This is a genomic window from Acinetobacter sp. YH12254 (assembly GCF_013417415.1).
GTDB lineage: Bacteria > Pseudomonadota > Gammaproteobacteria > Pseudomonadales > Moraxellaceae > Acinetobacter > Acinetobacter pseudolwoffii.
This window is the reverse complement of the sequence record NZ_VPEB01000016.1, coordinates 38,518-58,435: the sequence shown is the minus strand read 5'-3', so window position 1 is coordinate 58,435 and position 19,918 is coordinate 38,518. Positions and strand designations below refer to the sequence as shown.

Below are 19,918 nucleotides of genomic sequence, written 5' to 3'. Positions count from 1 at the left end.
GAGGGACTTTACCTCCCTTTTTTAAAGGGAGGGTAGGAGGGATTTTTTAAGGCTCCGGATTCGGTGGAACCAGTTCATCCAGTTCTTTATCGGACAATGCTTCAAGTTCAGCAAGATCCGTTTTAATTTTCCATTGCTCTTCATGGTCGACCGGATTGGGTAAACGTGCTTCTAGCCAGTCACAGACTACATCTGGCGGGAAATCGGCATGATTACATTGAATCACCCAAGACAAGAAATCTTTGGCGACACCATTCATATACGGTGGTGGCGATACTGGCAGGAACTGAGTCGGAAGACGTTCATTTTTAGAAATATAATTCAGGACATGACCTAGTTCCTGTACCGTCTGCCAAGCCAGCGGATGATCTACATTGATCTGAAATTTAAACCACCATGCCTGTTTGCCATCTGAACCATAGCTATCAATCCGTTCTTTTTGAACACTCGGCACTTTAGAAAAATATTCATGTAAACGATCGAAATTTAAATCAGACACGGTATTCAACTCGAAACATTAAAAAAGTGATTTTAGCATAAAGCAGTCGCCTGCCGATGGGCCTGCTAGATTGAAAATACGCAGGCACATTACAAAAAATTGCAGGGTCAGTAAGCGTATTCATATTTTCTGCATTTATTTTGTTTAAAATATAAACGAGTGATTGAGAGGAAGCTCAAATGAAAATAGTGTTATTGAGTGCAATATTTGCTGCATTACTATTGGGGGCTTCTGCACAGACGATGGCCGGAAACGCTTGGGGCGGATATACAGGGGTTGAACGTTCTAAGCCGAATTACCGCGCTGCACCATCACGCTCTTATGATCCACCACGGCACTCTTATCCGCAGCGTCCGATGCCACCTAGACCACATTACCCGCAACGACCGACCCATTGGGGTTATCCGCCGGCTCAAAGTCAAAGTGGTCTCAATATCCAGTATCAGGCACCGACCACGATTTATCAAAATTCCAATAGCTATAGCTGGGTGAATGGCGATCCGAATGTGGCTCGAATTGAAAGTTCAAGATATAGCGTTATCAGTGACTGGCAGCGTCTGGGCTTACCTGCACCACCGCGTGGCAGTTACTGGATTTATGAAAATGGACGTTATGTGCTGGTGCCGAATCGTTAAGTTAAAAATCCCCCTTTATTCAAGGGGGATTTTTTATATCAAGCCAACTCATCATCTTCCTGACGAGGCGTTTTGCCTTGTGGCACTGGTTTCTCGCTGTGTTTGTCACGAATCACCGATGGGTAGGTCCATGACGCATAGCGCACCACTAAAATGGCAAATGCCATAATCAGGATCGAACCGGTAATAATCACCAGATCCATACTGGCTTTATGCGTGTGCTGAATGTCCGCAATGAGCAAGCGGGTCAGTGCGGTAATGGCAATATAAATCAGGAAGCGTACCGGCATATGATTGGTTTTAAAATAGATCCCAACCATGGCACCGAGTTCGAGATAGATGAACAGTAAAAGAATATCGTCAATGGTGGCGAACTGTTTAACGGTTAGAATGTCGACGACGGTATGACCGGCAGACCAGATCACCATACAGCCAATTACAAACAGGGCAATATAATGAAAACTTTCTACAGCAAGATTACCAAAACGGTCGAGGAGGGCTTCAAGTTTTTCAACTTTGGGATGGGGTTTCGGCATAAGATCTTCCTGATTTTTATTTGATATAAACGATACTTAGAGAATAACCTGCAAAAATTATGCACAGAATGATTGGATGAAAAATAAAGATTAAATTATTTGAACTTTTGCGCTTTTTTTAGACTAAATTGCTATATTGTATGGGTGGTACATTGAATAAATAGGAGAAAAAAGTGTTAGATAAAATTCAAACAAAAATTGACCAATTAGAAGCCGGAAAAAAATTAATCCTCGGCGTAGGCATTAAGGCTGAAGATATGCAAAAGGTGGTGGAACTCTGCGAGTCTTTAGAGTCAGAGGGGAATATCAAAATTGTGAATAAACATCTGAATCCGAAAAGCAATAATCAACCGGATTCTTTAATGATTCAGAAAGTTTAAGTTTCGAATTGTAATAAAAACGCCTGCATCAAGCAGGCGTTTTTGATTATGGCTGTTTCAGCTTAAGCTTGAGTCGTGAAGTAATCTTCAGAGAAGTTCATGATCAGGTCAGAACCTGATTTTACTTTGGTGATGCGTAGAGCCAGCTCAGGCAGAATGCGTTGCACAAAATAATTCGCCAAAGCCAGTTTGTTTTGATAGAACTCGCCCTCTTTATTTTTCGCAGCATTGGCAATACGTGCGAACATATACGAGAAGCTGAGCAGACCGACAGCGTGCAGATAGTCGACCGCGGTCGAGTTCGGGAAATCATGACTTTCTCTTGCTGCTTCCAGAATAAACTGAGTCACCGATTCGACTTCAGTCGCTGCATCCAAAGTGGCGTCTTTAATGAAGTTTAGGTCTGCATCCAGACTGTTGGCAAAGTCACGGATTTCAGAGATATATTCAGAGATATATTCACCGCCACATTTAATGGTTTTACGACCGATTAAATCTTGTGACTGTACGCCGTTGGTGCCTTCATAGATCTGGGAAATACGCAGGTCACGGATACATTGTTCCACGCCCCATTCACGGATATAGCCATGACCACCAAACACCATTTGCGCATCTAATGTTGCCTGGAAGGCAGTATCGGTTAAATAGGCTTTTGCGATTGGCGTGAGTAGTGCCACGCGGTCATTGGCTTTTTTCACCGCTTCTGGATCGGTAGAGAACTTGGTAATGTCCAGTTGCTGACCGACATAGACTGCAAAGGCACGAGACGCTTCATTGTTGGCACGTACATTCAGCAGCATACGGCGTACATCACCATGCACCAGAATACTGTCCGCCGGTTTGCTTGGTGATTGAACACCAGCCGCACTGCGACCCTGTAAACGATCGGTCGCGTATTGTGCAGCATTTTGATAAGCAAATTCAGAAGCACCTAAGCCCTGAATTCCCATGGACAGGCGTTCGTAGTTCATCATCACGAACATCGCAGCCAGACCTTCGTTTTCTTTACCAACCAGATAACCTTTAGCGCCATCAAAATTCATGACACAGGTCGCAGAAGCTTTAATGCCCATTTTGTGTTCGATAGAACCTGGCCCTACAGGATTGCGTTCGCCAACAGAACCATCTTCATTGACCAGGAATTTCGGTACGATGAACAGGGAAATACCACGTGAACCCGCAGGTGCATCTGGTGTTTTGGCCAGAACTAAATGAATGATGTTTTCCGCCAGATCATGATCACCACCAGTGATGAAAATCTTGGTGCCGGTGATGCTATAGCTACCATCTTCATTGCGTTCAGCTTTGGTTTTGATAATCCCCAGATCTGTACCGGCATGCGGCTCGGTTAAGCACATGGTGCCTGACCATTCACCCGAATAAATTTTAGGTAAATAGGTTTGTTTTTGCGCTTGTGAAGCATAGCTGTTTAAGGCCATACCTGCACCGACAGACAGCAGCGGATACAGCATGAAAGATGGGTTGGTGGCAAACAGCATTTCATCAGAAAGTACCGTTAGCATTTTCGGCATTTCCTGGCCGCCCCATTCGGTATCTGCGCCCAACCCGATCCAGCCGCCTTCGGCATATTGTTTAAAGGCTTCTTTAAAGCCAGCAGGGGTAGTCACATTGCCATTTTCATATTTTGCGCCTTCTTCATCACCGCTACGGTTGAGTGGCAGGGTCACATTTTGCGCAAATTTCGCCATTTCTTCCAGAATGGCTTCTGCTGTTGCAGCATCGAGGTGCGCTAAATTTTCATTGGCTTGCCAGAATTGTTCTGCATTAAAGACATCGTTGAGGATGAATTTCATATCGGCAAGTGGCGCGTTATAAATTGGCATGGTGTGTCACCTGTTTATTGTTTGATTAAATAAGTTTTAATCAGTCTAAAGGACTCAAAATCTGAATGTTAGACGACTAAAGGTTAATTCTGTAACTCGTTATAAAGAAAAAGGACTGTCTGTTCATTGACCGTCCTTTTTCTGTGATGCGATTAGTCTGATTCTAACTTAGAATGCGAAATGTTCTGCATCCAGGTTCATCAATGGCTCTACACCTGTTGCGATCACGTCAACATGTGAACGAACGCGTGGCAGGATTTTCTTGAAGTAGAAGCGTGCAGTGGTCACTTTGGCATTGTAGAAGTCAACTTCAGTGGTGCCAGCAGCCAGTTGCTCTTGAGCAACCAGTGCCATACGTGCCCATAGGTAAGCCAGGGTGACATAACCAGAGAAGTACAGGTAATCGACCGCAGCTGCACCGACTTCTTCAGGGTTTTGCATCGCACGCATACCAATTTGCATGGTCAGGTCGCCCCATTCCTTGTTCAAGGCAGCCAATGGCTCAACGAATTCTTTCATTGCAGCATTGTCTTTGTGCGCTTCAGCAAATTTGTGGATCATCTTGGTGAAGTCTTTCAACATCGCACCTTGAGTACCCAACACTTTACGACCTAACAAGTCCAGCGCCTGAATTTCAGTGGTACCTTCGTACAAACAGGCAATACGTGTATCACGTACGATTTGCTCCATGCCATGCTCAGAAATAAAGCCATGACCACCGAAGACCTGCACACCGTGTTTCGCAGCTTCAGAACCGGTTTCAGTCAGGAATGCTTTTGCGATTGGGGTAAGTAGAGACAAGATATTGTCTGCAAATTTACGATCGGCTTCTTCTACAGCATGTTCAACCACGTCCGCATATTGCGCCAACAGGTAAACCAGTGCGCGACCTGCTTCAGCATATGCTTTTTGGGTTAGCAGCATGTTACGTACAGCTGGATGCACAATGATTGGATCTGCTTCTTTTTCCGGGTTTTTAGGGCCAGACAGTGAACGCATCGCCAGACGGTCTTTGGCGTAGGCAAGTGCACCCTGGAAAGAACCTTCAGACGCTGCCAGACCTTGTACTGCCGTACCGATACGTGCGGTGTTCATGAAGGTGAACATGCAGTTCAGACCACGGTTTTCAGGGCCAATCAGGAAGCCTTTCGCGTTATCGAAGTTGATCACACAGGTTGCGTTACCGTGGATCCCCATTTTATGTTCGATTGAACCACAACGTACGCCATTGCGATCGGCAATAGAGCCATCGGCATTCAGGTTGAACTTCGGTACGATGAATAATGAAATACCTTTGGTGCCTTTCGGTGCGCCCGGTAAACGTGCCAGTACGATATGGATGATGTTTTCAGCCATGTCGTGTTCACCCGCAGAGATGAAGATTTTCTCGCCAGAAATGGCGTAGCTGCCATCTGCTTGAGGCTCGGCTTTGGTACGGATAATACCCAGGTCAGAACCTGCATGCGACTCGGTCAGGCACATGGTACCCGTCCACTCACCTGAAACCAGTTTAGGCAGGTAAGCATCTTTTTGTTCAGCTGAACCGTGGTGTTCTAAAGTACGAACCGCACCGTGAGACAGGCCAGGGTACATGCCCCATGCCCAGTTCGCAGTACCGATCATTTCAGAGATGGTAATCCCTAAAGAGTTCGGTAAGCCTTGACCGCCATACTGTTCTTCAGCAGAAAGTGAAGGGAAGCCCAGCTCGATGTATTTTTGATACGCTTCTTTAAAGCCTGTTGGTGTAGTCACCACGCCGTCATTCCAGGTACAACCTTCACGGTCGCCCGCCTGGTTAATCGGAGAGAGTTCATTTTCACAGAAATCAGCCGCAGCTTCTAAATACTGATCTACCAGTTCACGGCTTACGTTTTCTTGGAATGCAGGGAGATTTGCATAGTGTTGTTCAGCATTTAATAATTCATGCAACACAAATTGCATATCACGTAAAGGCGCTTTGTATTGTGGCATATCGGTTTCCTCAATACTGGTTTAACCAGCGTTATAATCTTAGATGAACTAAAAACGTATCTTCACTGACACGGTTTGGAATGATTCTAATCCTGCAACATCTTCCCCTGCGGTACAAGCTTTTCAGGGGGATTTCTTGGTGACTGTAAAGTCAAAGATTAATATGCATGACGTATTAAACATATTGAGTATAAAGGCTTTAGTCATATTTTGTATGATACGAATAGTCAACTATCCAGGGTAAATAGCACCCAATAAAAAAGCACCCGAAGGTGCTTGTCGTGAATCATTGATTCCTATGCATTAATAGGCAGATGTTTTGGGCTGGAAACGAACATGACATTGACCATTCACTGTTTGTTCACCTGCTTTGATCTGTGCAGCAGTACCATCTTTCTTGCCTTGACAGGCTTGCAGCATCGCTTGTTGTTGTGCCTGACGCTGAGCCAGACGTTGATCAAACTGTTTGGTCAATTCTGCACGTTTTGCATCAGTTAATGCTTCACCGCGCATCATGCCGCCACGGACATCGGCACGCATCGGGCGATGTTCACCTTTCATGCCGCGGTGTTCGCCGCGCTGGCCTTGCATGTTTTTACGATCGGCTTTAAAAACGATAGTACAGCTGCCATCAATGGTTTTATCACCGGCCTTGATTTGAACCGCTGAACCTACGGCTTTATTGTCACAGGCCTGTTGCAGCTGTTTGGCAAATTGCAGACGTTCCGCACGCTTTGCTTTAAACTGCTCGCGCTGTTCAGGTGAAAGATGATGCTGTTTTTTACCCTCATGATGATGTTTCATCATTTGGCGATGCTCATTGTTCGGTACATTACTGGTAGATTGACAGGCAGTCAAAGCACCCATAGAAAGAACACTGGCACTGATTAAGGCTATTTTTGTCATGGCTTGCATTGTATTTATTCCCGTCAAGAACCTGATTTTATGTCAGGTAAAGATTAAACAATAAAGATGAAGAAACAATGAAGAGTTTTTTGATGCCATGTTCGCTACAATAATGAATATAGAAGAAAAATTGAGATTTCTGTTTTGAACATTCGCCGTATTCCGATTGCATTACGTCTATTTTTGACTGTACTGTTGACCACGCTGGTTATTACCACAGTGAGTCTGGGTGTACTGCATCTGAATATGCAGCGTAATTTCGCCCGCTATGTGGCTGATGTCGAAATGCAGAAACTGGATTATGTGATTAAAAATCTGGCGGATGTCTATGCGGTGTATCAGGACTGGGGCAATGCGATTCAGGCCCAGATTCTACAAATGGAAGGGGAGGCTGCGCCAGATGATTATGACCGTTTATCACGCTGGTGGCTACGCCGTCAGTATGATATTGCCTTGCAGCAGCGCTATTTTCAGGAACAGACCCTGGTTCAAGTCGCACCCAGTATGGTCGATCCGGCTTTGCCACCGCGTCAGGTCAATGAAGAAGAGTTACGCCTCCTGGCTTCCAATCTACCCTCGCAGTTTCAGCCCTTTGAAGGCCTAAAATTCCCGCTGAGTTCCAATCAGAATCTGTTTAGAACTGACCGTAAGAATGGCGAACAAGCAGCACAGCAGCCGACCGGCAAGAAGCAGTTTATCCAGATGCCGGACCGTCTTGGTCTCAGTTCACGTCTTTCGCTGTATGATGCAAAACGTCGTTTTGTGGTCGGTGAGGCTTCAGATGAGCAGATTTCCTATCGTCCGATTATGGTGAATAATCAGATTGTCGGCTATTTGGGCTTAAAGCCGGTTCTGGATCAGGATGATGCCTTAAGTATTAATTTTTTTAGTAATCAAAAGCGTTATTTATTTTTGGTCTATGCGCTCAGTATTTTGGCCAGTCTGATTGCCTCCTTGTTATTGGCGACTTATTTCAAGAAACCAATTCAACGTTTGCTGAATGGTACGCGTGCTCTGACCCAAGGCAATTATCAGTATCAGGTCAAAGTCAACCGCAATGATGAATTGGGTGATTTGTCCAATGAATTAAATGCCTTGGCTGTGATTCTGGATCAGCATGAAACCTCACGCCGTCAATGGGTGGCAGATACCTCACATGAATTGAAAACGCCACTAGCAGTCTTACAGGCACAGATTGAAGCGATGCAGGATGGGATTCGTAAACCCACCCCTGAACATTTTGCTTCCATGCTGGCGCAGGTCACCAGCCTGAAAAAACTGACACAGGATCTGGCCGCATTGGCACAGGCCGATGCGCAGCAATTGCAATTTTACTTCTCGACGGTGAATCCGTGGGAGGTGGTACAGCAGGAACTGATCAACTTCCAGCCAAACTTTGAACAGGCTAAATTGACGGTCACCGCAAATGGCGAAGATACTGAGTTAAATCTGGATCTGGACCGCTTTAAACAGATTGTGGCCAACTTGCTGAGTAATAGTATTCGCTATACTGAAGCGGGTGGGCAGGTGCATATTCATAGCACGCAGGATGAGAAAGAATGGACCTTATATGTCGATGACAGTCCATTTGGTTTGAGCGATGAGCAACTGGCGCGGATTGGCGAGCGTTTCTACCGTGTCGATGATTCGCGTACCCGGGCGACTGGCGGAACTGGGCTTGGTTTGGCATTATCATGTAAAATTACGCAGGCGCTGGGTGGCAGCTTAAGCTTTGCGCATTCACCACTCGGTGGTTTACGCTGCAAACTGAGTTTTCCTAAACAAATGAAACCCTAAAGGAAATATATTGATGAAACATGTCATGCTGGTTGAAGATGAAATCGAACTTGCACAATTGGTGCGAGACTATCTGGAAGCTGCTGGTTTTGAGGTCAGTATGTTTCATGATGGGCAGGAAGCATATAACAGTTTTACCCAGCGTAAACCAAGTCTGATGATTCTGGACTTGATGGTGCCGCGTATGGACGGCCTGACCATTTGCCGTAAGGTACGTGAACAGTCAGACTTGCCGATTATTATGGTAACCGCGCGTACTGAAGAAATTGACCGTGTGTTGGGTCTGAATATGGGTGCAGATGATTATCTGTGTAAACCATTTAGTCCAAAAGAGTTGGTTGCACGGGTACAGGCAGTCTTACGTCGTCTGGACCGTAAATCAGAACCGGAAAGTAATGATCTGTTCCGTATGGATAAATCCCAACAGCGTATCTGGTATCAACAAAAGGCCTTGAATCTGACCCCGACTGAATTCCGTTTACTGGAGTTATTCCTGGAACATGTCGGGCAGGTCTATTCACGTGCGCAATTGCTGGATCATATCAATCCAGACAGTTTTGATGTCGCGGATCGCGTGATTGACAGTCATATCAAGAATTTGCGCCGTAAAATTTCGGATGCTGCTGAAACCGGCAACCGTCATGAGTGGATTCAGGCGGTCTATGGTGTTGGCTACCGTTTTGAATATCCTGAAGACTGAGTCTAAGGCAATGAAAAAAGCGAATCCGGAAGGGTTCGCTTTTTTATACTTTGAAAATAATTTTGGCTACACAAACTCGTGGAACATTGCTTAATCAATGAGCATGAAACGGTAAAAATCACTAAAAAACCTAATTAATGGTGATAGTGTTTTTAAAATAAACTTAAAATTTTGAATTATATAAATAAAAAATATGATTTCATATAGGGTGTATTGTGTTAATTTTAGGGAAAATAAATAATTATTACTTTAAGGCCCACTACCTAATTCTGTAATGAGCCAATTAGAGTTAGGATTCTTTTGCATAATATTAATAAAGAAAATATAGTCTCCGGGCGGATTTCCGGCATCATCCGTATGTACTATTTTTAATTTAATCATCAATGAAATAATTTTATAGAATTGTTGATAGTATTCAGGTCTATATTTTGCTGAGTCATAGTCAACTTTTATAATTTCTAAAATTTTTGCCTCTTTGAAAAAGTGGACTCTTTTAGGACTTTGCATTTGCAAATATAGTTGTCTATCAGGCCAAACATTCTTTAGTGCTGATTTCAAATCTCCCATGGAAAGCGAATTTAAGAAAAAAACTGTTGTCTGTTTAGCCACCTCTTTGTCATGAACAGTTTTTTGTTTATACGAGATCAAGCCTAAAAAAAAGCATAGAAATATAAGCAAGATTCCTATTTTTATAAATATTCTAGATCCTGTCATTTCACTTTCATCTTTCGAAAAAATAAGTAGCAGGCTAAGAGACACCCAAGCCAAAACAAATAATCAATAAAAAAATTGAAAAAAACAAATTGATCTAATCCTATAAGAATATTTAAAGGATCGATGGCTATACTACCGACTGGAGATATTTCACCATCTACTAAGAACTGTAGAGGAAATCCTCCGGCTATGACTTTAACCTTTGCAACTTCATCTATTCCTGTGCGTTCAACCAATATATATTTCTGATAAAACAAAGATAAATAAGTCAAAATAAATGCTAAACAATTAAAATAGATTATTTTTTTCATAAAAAATTCTTTAACTTTGAAATCAGTTAAAAATAACCAATAAGACAAACCTGGAAATAGAGCCATAAGAATAGTCCAAGTATCGGTATACATCTTCCACCATTCTTTCGAAATTTCTCCTGTATGACTCCACCCTAAAAGAACAAAAAATGGTGTAGCAATAATTAGAGAACTAATACAGATGGTCAGCAAGTTAAGGAGGCTATAGCGATTTAAAAGAATTGAAAACATGAAGCTGAAAGGTACAGTTAAAATACAATAAGCTAAGTAAACAAGAGCATGTCCTACAAAAATCACAAAAATTGAATATAGGCTGTATTCACGATTCATTATGATAAAGAACAATGCTGCAAAGAAAAGTAATGGTAGCGGAGCAAGTAATAACGCTTTTACTATTTTTTCTTTTGAGTATTTCACTAATTTAACTCTCTTTTTTAATCAATAAATATTAACACTATACTGATTTTCTTAGAGATCCTTGCCAAATTTAATATAATGGCTGTTATACGAAATATTGCTCAAAATTATGATGCATTCAGAGGATAGTATGTTGTTTAGATTGTGGATAACGCTTAAATTATCCACAGTTTTTGTTTTTGATGTGAATAAATTAAGACGAACAACTCACCATCACTTCCGGTACATCACTTGGCAATGGTGCTAAATCTTCAGCATGTTCCAGATCTGGCTGTTTCAGATAAGGCTGGCTGAGCAATTTAAACAAACGATCGACTTCGGAAAAATCATCACGCTCTGCCCGTTCAATGGCTTTCTGTGCCATGTGATTGCGCAGAATGTAATGCGGATTGGCTTGCTTCATGGCGGCATCCAGTTCTTCAATATCCTGATGTGCACGAATAGTTTCATATTGTGTCAGGAAAGCTTCAAACTGACGGCGATCCAGACAATCATCTTTAATAGCGTCATAGTCTTTATTTTGCAGGCGGATAAAACTCTGGGTGTAATCCAGTTGCTCACTTTGCAAGATTCGTAAAAATGCCATCGCACAGTCAAAACTGTCTTTATGGAAACCTGGTAAACCCATTTTCTGGTTTAAACCGTGTTTGTAATGTTCCAAGAATGTCGGCTCATAATGTTCCAGACAGCCGGCCAGATCCTGTTTCCATTGTTCTTTGTCATAATTCACAGGGCAGAGGGGAACCAGATTGTTTAACCATTGCCACAAGTTCCAGTGCCCGATACTTGGTTGTTGCTGATAGGTATAACGCCCCTGATAATCCGAATGGTTATTGATCCAGTTCGGACGGAAGCGTTCCATAAAGCCATAAGGACCAAAGTCCAAAGTCGAGCCGGTAATATTCAGATTGTCAGTATTCATCACGCCATGTGCAAAACCAACCAGTTGCCATTTGGCAATCATGACGGCAGTGCGCTGAATAACTTTGGTGGCAAAGCTCAGAATCGGCTGTTCGGCTTGCAGGCATTCCGGATAATGCCATTCAATACATTTCTGGGTAAATTCAGCCAGCAGATCCGACTGATACTGATTGATCCATTCAAAATGCCCGAAACGAATATGACAGTCTGAGGTACGTAACATCATTGCACCGGGTTCGAGCTTTTCGCGTTGAATGCCTTGCGTTGAGGAAGTAAAGCCAACCGCATTGCTCGACGCTACACCCAAAGAATTTAAAGCATGACCCGCCAGATATTCACGAATCACTGAACGCAGCACTGCACGCCCATCACCCATACGCGAATAGGGCGTTGCACCCGCACCTTTTAAATGCAGGTCAATAGTCTGACCTTCCTGATCAAGGATCTGTGCAATTAACAGGCCGCGACCATCTCCCAATTGTCCAGCCCATTGACCAAACTGATGACCTGCGTAGACCATGGCCAAGGGTTGAAACTCAGCAAAGACTTTCTGACCACTACACATCTCGACCCATTGCGCTTTGTCTTCATCTGACCATTGCAGTTGTTCTGCCAAAGCTACGTTAAAATGCCCGGCTTTTGCGCCTTTCAACGGTAGCGGAACTTGATGGTGGTAAAGGGCAGCAGGAAGGGTTTGATAACGAGAGTTAAAATACATGGCACTTAGTACAGGCTTGGAATACCTTGACTATAACAAAGTTGCCTGTAGAAAACTGTTGTATAAACGAGAGTTCAAGTTATCTTTCAGACATAAAAAAAGCCCCGATTGGGGCTTTTTTGTGAGCAGTTTTATTAAGATACTGCTGATTTTTTCAAATTACGAACCAGTAAATTCAAGGTTGCCCGGTGATGGGATAAACGCTGTTCAACCAGCTGGAATTCAACTTTCAGTTTGTCATCCATCTGGTGAATTTTTTCTGCCATAGAAGCCTTTTTCACCTGAATTTCTTGCTCTTTTAGTTTGGCCCAGTCATTTAAGGTTTGGGTAAAGGCATCATATTCCTGTGCAATCTTGGTTTTCACAGTAATGATGTCTTCAGAAACATCATGGCCATAGACCGCAAGATCCTGTTCAGCATATTTAAACTTCATTGCCAGTTCCGCTTTTTTGATATTAAAGCTAGGAATACGACGTAAGTTTTTGGCTAAACCCAGTTTAGAACAGGTCCAGATCAACCATTTGGTTGGATCGTATTGCCACCATTTCACGCCATTACGGTAATCGTACTGGAAAATGTGGTGATAGTTATGATAACCCTCACCCCAGGTGGCAATCGCAAGTACGAAGTTGTCACGTGCAGTGTTCTCGTCGGTATAAGGACGATTGCCCCACATGTGACACAGCGAGTTGATGAAGAAAGTCACATGATGGCTTAGGATTAAACGCACTAATCCACCCAGCAGCAAGACTCCCCAGACATCGCCGACTGCCCAGCCAATTGGAAGCAAAATAGCAGCATGAACGGCAATCACTAATGGAATATAGTATTTGTCCTGAAACATGACGACTTTGTCTTTTAACAGATCTGGCGCATTTTTATAGTTTGCCACACCTGATGGATAATCACGTAACATCCAGCCGATATGTGCATACCAGAAACCTTTGTTGATCGAGTACGGATCTTGATCCACATCATCGACATGACGATGATGAGTACGGTGACCAGATGCCCAGAACAAGATACTATTCTGTACAGCAAATGTACCCATAATCATTAAGATGATTTTTAATGGTAGAGTGGCTTCATAAGCACGATGTGCCCACAGGCGATGGTATCCTGCTGTAATGCCAAGGCTGCTTACGCCCAGTAAAACAAACATGCTGATCCAAGCGGCGGCGCTAAAATCATGGTGATACGCATATAACGGAATTGCAATCAGGGCGACAATGGGTAATAACACCAATGCAAACACCGCAATCCAGTTAATGGGGGCTTTGGGTAAGGGAGCATTCATCTCCAACAGCACTCCTAGAACCTCGGAAGGTTTAACAAAAAGCAGAAACCACTGTTGATTTTAACAGCAGCCTATCTTGTTTATATTAGCATGTGGCCTATAGCATCACTAGCATTATTGTACGGTTGTATTGTACTTGTCAGTAACAGGATAAGTAGGGCAAAAACGACCATTTTGCCAGTCTAGACGGGGCTTGATTTCCGACTAAGTGACTGAGGATTATCGGTCTTTTAGACTATTTAATTGGGCTAATATTAAGCGATTTAACTGTTCATCATTTCTACAATATTGCCAGAAAATTTGCAGAATATATCTCATAGAAAATTAATTTAACATTCAAGTCGAATCAATCTAAAAGTCAGACACGCTTTAATAGCTTGACATGAAATCGAGCTGTCTTAAATAAAACGATTTGAACTGATCAATAATCAGGGTGTTTTTTAGAGTTGCTGCAGCATCAGTTTTGGGTAATCGGTAATTAGCCCTTGAATTCCCCAATCACGCAGCTCTTTGGCTCGGCTCACATCATTGACCGTCCAGACACTGATATTTAATTCAGCAGCCTGGGTGGCCTGAATCAGGTCTTTGCTGGCCAGCTCATTCATCCAGCCAATATGACAGCAATCCAGTTCTAGCGCCTGATCAATCGCTTGATATTTTAGGTCGGTTTCGATGAGTAAACCGCGTTTTAGCCGGGAATTTTGCTGTTTGAAGGCTTGCAGGACTTTGGCATCAAAACTGGTAATGATGGCCGCCTGCTCATAGCCTTGCAGTTGCTGTGCAACGCCCAGTGCAATTTTCTCAGCCGCAGCTTCGGAATCGACACTTTTGATTTCGACTTCAATATGCTCAAAGTCTCGAATGACATTTAAGGTCTGATTTAAAAGGGGAGTGGCTTCGACTTTATTCCAGTCTGACCAGGTCACAGCATGATTATAGTGTGCAAGATCTTGACGATTGCATTCATATAAATGCTTTTGCAAACCTGTGGTTCGCACAAAATCATCATCATGCATGATGATTAAGGCATTGTCTTTGAGCTGACGCACATCAAACTCAACGGCGCGAATACCGATGTCTTGAATATATTGAAAACCGCCTAGGGTATTTTCAGGGGCTTCGCCACGTGCACCACGATGACCAATTATGCGCATAGACTGCCCATAAATTGAGAAGTTGATTTCATTGTATGCGTGCTATGTGACAAAAAGATGATAAGGCTTATTGTCGTCAGATGCACTGTAAAATCAAGATACATCTGACGCGTATTTTTAGATTTAGAATCAAGAAATAATTCTAGTTTTCGATGCTGTCATTGATATTTTTTTGCCACAGCACTTCTGAACCGCCCTCGCTGCGTTGCAAGGTGCGCGATGCTACAAATAGCCAGTCTGATAAACGGTTCAGCAGTTGTAGCGACGCTGCCTGAATATTCTGGTCGCGAGAGTGGACTGACATCACGCTACGTTCTGCCCGGCGGCAGACTGCGCGCGCCTGATGGGCAAAGCTGCAGACTAAAGTGCCAGCAGGCAGAATAAAGTCTTTGAGCATTGGCAAGGCTTCATTCATACGGTCGATATCATTTTCTAAAAAATCAATCGACACAGGTTGTACCAGATTAAAACCCGGAATACACACTTCACCACCGAGATCAAATAACCAGTGTTGAATCAGGCTTAAAGATTTGTCCCAAGTGGCTTTATCTTCAATCGTGCTTGCTGAAATCTGTGCACGTAATACACCAATCACGGCATTGAGTTCATCCACATCACCGAGCGCATCAATACGTAAATCGTCTTTGGCAACGCGAGAACCATCACCCAAACCTGTGGTGCCTGAATCGCCTGTGCGGGTATAAATCTTACTTAAACGGTGACCCATGTGATTTCCTTGATTTTTAAATGCTGTAAATAAAAAGCATCATGCCATAGGCATGACATGATGCTCAAAAGTATTTATTGAAACGCTGAACTTAGTATGTAAAGGTTACACCGGCAGAAGCGAGGCGACCGCCGTTGATATAGAAAAGATCATCTCCGTATGATGCGGTTTCAAATTTTACATCACCAATATTGTCGATATTAGTGAAAAGTTTGACAGATGGATTTACATTCCAATACGCATTCAAATCAATCGTTGCGTAACCAGCAACTTTTGAATTGTCTTTAGGTGCTGATTTGGATGATACCGATGTGCTAATGCCATAAACTGAATTTTGTAATCCAGCTGTCAAGGTTAGGCTTTGACGAGGACGACGAGCTAATTCCTTATGAATCTCTTCATTTGTAGCTTTCACATAGTTGTGTGAAAGTTTTGCAAACAGTTGATCTTGTTCCCAATGAACGTAGCTTTCGATACCCTCAAATTTTGCTTTACTCACGTTGTCAATGATGTAGCCATTTTTATCATTATAATCAATGAGGTTTTTCACTTGGTTAGTATACGCAGACAAACCAGTGGTAAATCCAAGAGGGAGCTTCTGATCAATACCGAATTCAAAAGATGCACTTTCTTCAGGTTTTAAATTTGGATTGCCATAATAGTTAACATAGAGCTCATTTAAGTTAGGTGCTCTAAATGCTGTGCCCCAATTAGTGTAAATACTTGTGTTTTTCAATATTTGATAGCGAGCTGCCACCTGACCGACGGTATGCGTGCCAAATTGGTCATTGTCTTCTACACGAATACCAATTTGAGTATTTAAACCGTGATTGCTGTATTGGTGCTGAATATAATAACCTTGTGAATCAACGTCTCCTTTATATGGAGATCCGCTAGAAATAGCATCGGCTTTGGTATTTTGGAAAGTGGTACCTAATAGGATGTTTTGGTGAGCTGGTAAAATGACTTTCGTGTATAGGTCAGCTTCTTGGGTTTTACTATTTACAAAATCTTTTGAATCTAATTGATCACTTTCATCTTTAAATTGAGATAAACGTGCATTTAATTCAAGTTGATCAGAAAGTTTATATTTTGCTTTCACATTGATACTTTCATTTTTGAAATCGACAGCGTTATTTTTTAAATTTAAAAATGCATAAGAGGGAGCTGATGCAAAAACACTTGAAACATAAGTGGATTGACCTTCGTTTTGTGCATAATCCAAAGAAAGAGCGACTTGCTCATCTTCAAAACCAAATTTAGTACTAAAACCTTTTTGTTCGAAATCACCAGTTTTAATATCAGATTGCTCAGCGTTGGTCACTTGAGTTCCATCTGATTCTAGGCGTTGACCACGAATTTGGGCATAAAACCCATTTTCAGCGAGGTCAGCACCGACAATAGATTTATAAGTTTTATTTTCACCAACTTCACCTGTAACAAATACACCTGTTTTTTCAGGAGTTTTAGAAACAAGCTGTACGACCCCACCAATAGCATTCGTACCATATAAAACTGAAGCAGGACCTTTAAGTATTTCGATTTGTTTGAGGTCTGTTGTATCAATATATGCTAGAGATGCAACACCACTTGTTGCACTATTAAGTTTCACACCATCACGTAAAACAAGAGTGTGTGTTGAATTTGTGCCTCTTAGGAAAATAGATGATTGTTGACCATAGCCACCTGACTGCACCATATTTAGAGATGCTTCATTACTTAATAAGTGTGGTAATGAGGCTAAGGGAGATTGCTCAAGAATTGCAGGCTCAATAATCGAAATACGCGCGGGTACATCTTTGATATTTTGTTCACTACGAGAAGCAGTCACCACAATGGTATCCAAAGATGCTTTTGCAACTTTTTGCTCGGCAGCAAAAACAGATGAAGTGGTACCCAACGCAAGTGCGATCGCACCTACCAAGGCAGTAGGTTGAAATTGAATAGACATGAAATGCTCCATACATTCACTTCCCCGTGAATGATTGGGTGATAGAACACAACAAGCAGGTTTCCGGACTTAAATGTGCAAAGTACAGGCTTTGCTGTCTATCCACCTTCCCACATCAAGATGCAGTGGTGTAAACCGAAGCGGTTTATTTGATAGACGTTTCATTTTTACCGTTGCGGGGGCAGTGCTGGATTTACACCAGCTTCCCTAAAGCAGGAGGCTGCTTTGGCTCGTTGCAAGATGGGCGCAGTATAAAGTTTGTATGCCTTATACACAATCTACAGCAAGAATAATCCGGATGAACTTTACGCAAGCCGGAAAAATTGCATTACAATGATTTGCCCCAATCTTATAGATTGTTCAAGACATTGGTAGATCTAGAGCCAGAATAATATGCGAACCCGTGCCAAAATTTGTGGAATCACCCGAGTCGAAGATGTTCATGCTGTGGTGAACGCAGGTGCAGATGCGATAGGATTCGTATTTTATCCACCGAGTCCCCGAGCTGTTACAGCCGCTCAAGCTGCTCAACTGGTTCAAGCCATTGCACCTTATGTGCAAGTGGTTGGACTGTTTGTGAATCATTCAGCTAATGAGATTCAGGATATCTTGCAAACGGTTCATCTTGATATTGTGCAATTCCATGGTGATGAAACGCCGGAACAATGTCAGACAATCGCTCAACAGGTCGGACGCCGCTGGTACAAGGCCATTCAGGTCAAACCTGATCTTGACGTAGTTGTAGAAATTCAACGTTATCAAGATGCTGGCGCGAGTGCAGTGCTGTTAGACGCATGGCATCCTGATCTGAAAGGTGGTACGGGCCACAGCTTCGATTGGGAGACATTTCCCAAACTTGATATTCCCTTGATCTTGGCAGGCGGTTTAAATCCTGACAATATCGAACAGGCAATTCTCACCACACAGGCCTATGCCGTAGATGTGAGTGGCGGTGTCGAGTCCGCAAAAGGTATTAAAGACCAACAACTCATAGAACGCTTTATGCAAGGAGTCCATCGTGGATCAGCAAAGTACTAGCCAGAACAGTCAGGCAGTTGACTATACCCAATTCCCGGATGAACGCGGGCATTTCGGTATTCATGGCGGACGTTTTGTGTCAGAAACACTCATGGCGGCTTTAGAAGACTTGGAAAAGCTCTACTTCCGTATGAAAGATGATGCACAGTTTTTGGCAGAATTTGACCGTGATCTGGCGTTTTACGTCGGTCGTCCGAGTCCTTTATATCATGCTGAACGATGGTCGAAAGAGTTGGGTGGTGCGCAAATTTATCTGAAACGTGAAGACCTGAACCATACCGGTTCGCATAAGGTCAACAACACTATTGGTCAGGCCTTGCTTGCAAAATTGTCAGGTAAAAAGCGTATTATTGCCGAAACAGGTGCCGGTCAGCATGGTGTAGCAACCGCCACAATTGCAGCACGTTTAGGTCTTGAGTGCGTGGTATTTATGGGCGCTGAAGATGTCAAACGTCAGGCCATGAACGTGTACCGTATGCGTTTGCTCGGTGCGACAGTTGTGCCTGTACAAAGTGGCTCTAAAACCTTGAAAGATGCCATGAACGAAGCCATGCGTGACTGGGTAACCAATGTCGATTCAACTTACTATGTGATTGGTACCGTGGCAGGCCCACATCCATATCCGCAGCTGGTACGTGATTTCCAGTCGATTATTGGCCGTGAAGCACGCCGTCAGATTCAGGAGCAAGCTGGTCGTCTGCCTGATGCCTTGGTAGCCTGTGTTGGTGGTGGTTCCAATGCAATGGGCTTGTTCTATCCATTCCTGAACGATCAAGATGTGCAAATGTACGGTGTAGAAGCCGCGGGTTTGGGTATTGAAAGCGGTAAACATTCAGCGCCATTGAATGCCGGTCATGTCGGTGTACTGCATGGAAACCGAACTTACCTGATGTCTGATAAAGAAGGTCAGATCATTGAAACGCATTCAATTTCTGCCGGTCTGGATTATCCGGGTGTGGGGCCAGAACATAGCTTCCTGAAAGATATGGAACGTGTGAACTATGTACCGATCACGGACAATGAAGCCCTACAAGGCTTCCGTGACTTGACCAAGATTGAAGGGATTATTCCTGCACTGGAAAGTGCGCACGCGATGGCCTATGTGTCTAAACTTGCACCGACCATGGACAAGGATCAAATTATTATTGCGACGGTTTCAGGTCGTGGTGATAAGGACTTGATGACTGTAGCGCGTATTGATGGCGTGGAAATGGTTGAGATGTAATTTCCTTAAGTCCTCTCCTTTTAGGAGAGGGTTTGGGAGAGGTTGAATCTCACCAGAGATAAATAAAAAAATCGTGCCAGGTCTTCCTGGCACGATTTTTTATTGGATAAGCTTTAAATGAATAAACCCGCGTGCTCCCGATTGATCTTAACAATCTATAGATCTATTCGGGAGGA

At 43.2% G+C, this 19,918-nt stretch carries 18 protein-coding genes, 1 pseudogene and 1 riboswitch; of the genes and pseudogenes, 6 read left to right on the top strand and 13 right to left on the bottom strand.

Going from position 1 to position 19,918, the window contains the following annotated elements; all coding sequences use genetic code 11:
- Positions 1-46: 46 nt before the first annotated feature.
- Positions 47-499, bottom strand: a complete 453-nt coding sequence (locus tag FTV29_RS12235; RefSeq protein ID WP_074384053.1) for a hypothetical protein — start codon at positions 497-499, stop codon at positions 47-49.
- Positions 500-678: 179 nt separating this feature from the next.
- Between FTV29_RS12235 and FTV29_RS12230 the strand changes: the two genes are divergently transcribed.
- Positions 679-1,134 (top strand): RcnB family protein, encoded by a 456-nt coding sequence (locus tag FTV29_RS12230; RefSeq protein WP_005095740.1) that lies wholly within the window; start codon positions 679-681, stop codon positions 1,132-1,134.
- Positions 1,135-1,172: 38 nt separating this feature from the next.
- On the opposite strand, the gene FTV29_RS12225 is transcribed toward FTV29_RS12230, so the two are convergent.
- On the bottom strand, positions 1,173-1,670 hold the full coding sequence (locus FTV29_RS12225; protein ID WP_180075555.1) for a phosphate-starvation-inducible protein PsiE: 498 nt from the start codon (positions 1,668-1,670) through the stop codon (positions 1,173-1,175).
- 173 nt (positions 1,671-1,843) lie between these two features.
- Here FTV29_RS12225 and FTV29_RS12220 point away from each other — a divergent pair, with 173 nt between their 5' ends.
- Positions 1,844-2,050, top strand: coding sequence for a hypothetical protein (locus tag FTV29_RS12220; RefSeq protein ID WP_005095746.1), 207 nt, complete (start codon positions 1,844-1,846; stop codon positions 2,048-2,050).
- 62 nt (positions 2,051-2,112) lie between these two features.
- Here the strand turns inward: FTV29_RS12220 and FTV29_RS12215 are convergent, their stop codons facing one another.
- From FTV29_RS12215 to FTV29_RS12205, 3 genes are all read right to left on the bottom strand, one after another.
- Entirely contained in the window at positions 2,113-3,894 is a 1,782-nt protein-coding gene (locus tag FTV29_RS12215; protein ID WP_159138712.1) for an acyl-CoA dehydrogenase C-terminal domain-containing protein, read from the bottom strand.
- Positions 3,895-4,062: 168 nt separating this feature from the next.
- On the bottom strand, positions 4,063-5,865 hold the full coding sequence (locus FTV29_RS12210; protein ID WP_159138713.1) for an acyl-CoA dehydrogenase C-terminal domain-containing protein: 1,803 nt from the start codon (positions 5,863-5,865) through the stop codon (positions 4,063-4,065).
- A 303-nt stretch (positions 5,866-6,168) separates the two neighbouring features.
- On the bottom strand, positions 6,169-6,780 hold the full coding sequence (locus tag FTV29_RS12205; RefSeq protein ID WP_100534591.1) for a hypothetical protein: 612 nt from the start codon (positions 6,778-6,780) through the stop codon (positions 6,169-6,171).
- A 135-nt stretch (positions 6,781-6,915) separates the two neighbouring features.
- Here FTV29_RS12205 and baeS point away from each other — a divergent pair, with 135 nt between their 5' ends.
- Positions 6,916-8,568, top strand: a complete 1,653-nt coding sequence (gene baeS / locus FTV29_RS12200; protein ID WP_159138715.1) for a sensor histidine kinase efflux regulator BaeS — start codon at positions 6,916-6,918, stop codon at positions 8,566-8,568.
- Positions 8,569-8,581: 13 nt separating this feature from the next.
- On the top strand, positions 8,582-9,268 hold the full coding sequence (locus FTV29_RS12195; RefSeq protein WP_004278304.1) for a response regulator: 687 nt from the start codon (positions 8,582-8,584) through the stop codon (positions 9,266-9,268).
- 249 nt (positions 9,269-9,517) lie between these two features.
- Here FTV29_RS12195 and FTV29_RS12190 read toward each other — a convergent pair whose 3' ends face one another.
- From FTV29_RS12190 to FTV29_RS12160, 8 genes and pseudogenes are all read right to left on the bottom strand, one after another.
- Positions 9,518-9,982, bottom strand: coding sequence for a hypothetical protein (locus FTV29_RS12190; RefSeq protein ID WP_005095764.1), 465 nt, complete (start codon positions 9,980-9,982; stop codon positions 9,518-9,520).
- Positions 9,979-10,293: a hypothetical protein gene (locus tag FTV29_RS15015; protein ID WP_218945072.1), complete on the bottom strand. Its 315-nt coding sequence runs from the start codon at positions 10,291-10,293 to the stop codon at positions 9,979-9,981. Before FTV29_RS15015 ends, FTV29_RS12190 begins: the two co-directional genes overlap by 4 nt.
- Positions 10,294-10,299: 6 nt before the next feature.
- Positions 10,300-10,710: pseudogene (locus FTV29_RS15010) on the bottom strand (hypothetical protein); the annotation flags it as partial.
- A gap of 193 nt (positions 10,711-10,903) precedes the next feature.
- Positions 10,904-12,349: a YdiU family protein gene (locus tag FTV29_RS12180; protein WP_180075554.1), complete on the bottom strand. Its 1,446-nt coding sequence runs from the start codon at positions 12,347-12,349 to the stop codon at positions 10,904-10,906.
- A gap of 134 nt (positions 12,350-12,483) precedes the next feature.
- A complete protein-coding gene (locus FTV29_RS12175; RefSeq protein WP_005095770.1) occupies positions 12,484-13,647 on the bottom strand; it encodes an acyl-CoA desaturase in 1,164 nt (387 codons plus the stop codon).
- 440 nt (positions 13,648-14,087) lie between these two features.
- Entirely contained in the window at positions 14,088-14,801 is a 714-nt protein-coding gene (locus tag FTV29_RS12170) for a glycerophosphodiester phosphodiesterase (RefSeq protein ID WP_005095772.1), read from the bottom strand.
- 142 nt (positions 14,802-14,943) lie between these two features.
- Positions 14,944-15,528 carry a cob(I)yrinic acid a,c-diamide adenosyltransferase gene (locus FTV29_RS12165; RefSeq protein ID WP_005172582.1) on the bottom strand — a complete coding sequence of 195 codons (585 nt, stop codon included), beginning with the start codon at positions 15,526-15,528 and terminating at the stop codon, positions 14,944-14,946.
- A 91-nt stretch (positions 15,529-15,619) separates the two neighbouring features.
- The gene (locus tag FTV29_RS12160; protein ID WP_159138717.1) at positions 15,620-17,479 is read right to left on the bottom strand and encodes a TonB-dependent siderophore receptor; all 1,860 of its coding nucleotides are present in this window, start codon (positions 17,477-17,479) and stop codon (positions 15,620-15,622) included.
- A 36-nt stretch (positions 17,480-17,515) separates the two neighbouring features.
- A riboswitch (cobalamin riboswitch) is annotated at positions 17,516-17,728 on the bottom strand.
- A gap of 144 nt (positions 17,729-17,872) precedes the next feature.
- Between FTV29_RS12160 and FTV29_RS12155 the strand changes: the two genes are divergently transcribed.
- Both FTV29_RS12155 and trpB read left to right on the top strand, forming a co-directional pair.
- Positions 17,873-18,517, top strand: coding sequence for a phosphoribosylanthranilate isomerase (locus FTV29_RS12155; RefSeq protein WP_159138718.1), 645 nt, complete (start codon positions 17,873-17,875; stop codon positions 18,515-18,517).
- A complete protein-coding gene (gene trpB / locus FTV29_RS12150) occupies positions 18,498-19,742 on the top strand; it encodes a tryptophan synthase subunit beta (RefSeq protein ID WP_005095779.1) in 1,245 nt (414 codons plus the stop codon). Before FTV29_RS12155 ends, trpB begins: the two co-directional genes overlap by 20 nt.
- Positions 19,743-19,918 lie beyond the last annotated feature (176 nt).

Bases quoted from the DNA above. Each gene is read 5' to 3' on its own strand.
- FTV29_RS12230 (WP_005095740.1), top strand. From the start codon at position 679: ATGAAAATAGTGTTATTGAGTGCAATATTTGCTGCATTACTATTGGGG.
- FTV29_RS12225 (WP_180075555.1), bottom strand. From the start codon at position 1,670: ATGCCGAAACCCCATCCCAAAGTTGAAAAACTTGAAGCCCTCCTCGAC.
- FTV29_RS12215 (WP_159138712.1), bottom strand. From the start codon at position 3,894: ATGCCAATTTATAACGCGCCACTTGCCGATATGAAATTCATCCTCAAC.
- FTV29_RS12210 (WP_159138713.1), bottom strand. From the start codon at position 5,865: ATGCCACAATACAAAGCGCCTTTACGTGATATGCAATTTGTGTTGCAT.
- FTV29_RS12205 (WP_100534591.1), bottom strand. From the start codon at position 6,780: ATGCAAGCCATGACAAAAATAGCCTTAATCAGTGCCAGTGTTCTTTCT.
- FTV29_RS12195 (WP_004278304.1), top strand. From the start codon at position 8,582: ATGAAACATGTCATGCTGGTTGAAGATGAAATCGAACTTGCACAATTG.
- FTV29_RS12190 (WP_005095764.1), bottom strand. From the start codon at position 9,982: ATGACAGGATCTAGAATATTTATAAAAATAGGAATCTTGCTTATATTT.
- FTV29_RS15015 (WP_218945072.1), bottom strand. From the start codon at position 10,293: ATGAAAAAAATAATCTATTTTAATTGTTTAGCATTTATTTTGACTTAT.
- FTV29_RS12180 (WP_180075554.1), bottom strand. From the start codon at position 12,349: ATGTATTTTAACTCTCGTTATCAAACCCTTCCTGCTGCCCTTTACCAC.
- FTV29_RS12175 (WP_005095770.1), bottom strand. From the start codon at position 13,647: ATGAATGCTCCCTTACCCAAAGCCCCCATTAACTGGATTGCGGTGTTT.
- FTV29_RS12170 (WP_005095772.1), bottom strand. From the start codon at position 14,801: ATGCGCATAATTGGTCATCGTGGTGCACGTGGCGAAGCCCCTGAAAAT.
- FTV29_RS12165 (WP_005172582.1), bottom strand. From the start codon at position 15,528: ATGGGTCACCGTTTAAGTAAGATTTATACCCGCACAGGCGATTCAGGC.
- FTV29_RS12160 (WP_159138717.1), bottom strand. From the start codon at position 17,479: ATGTCTATTCAATTTCAACCTACTGCCTTGGTAGGTGCGATCGCACTT.
- FTV29_RS12155 (WP_159138718.1), top strand. From the start codon at position 17,873: ATGCGAACCCGTGCCAAAATTTGTGGAATCACCCGAGTCGAAGATGTT.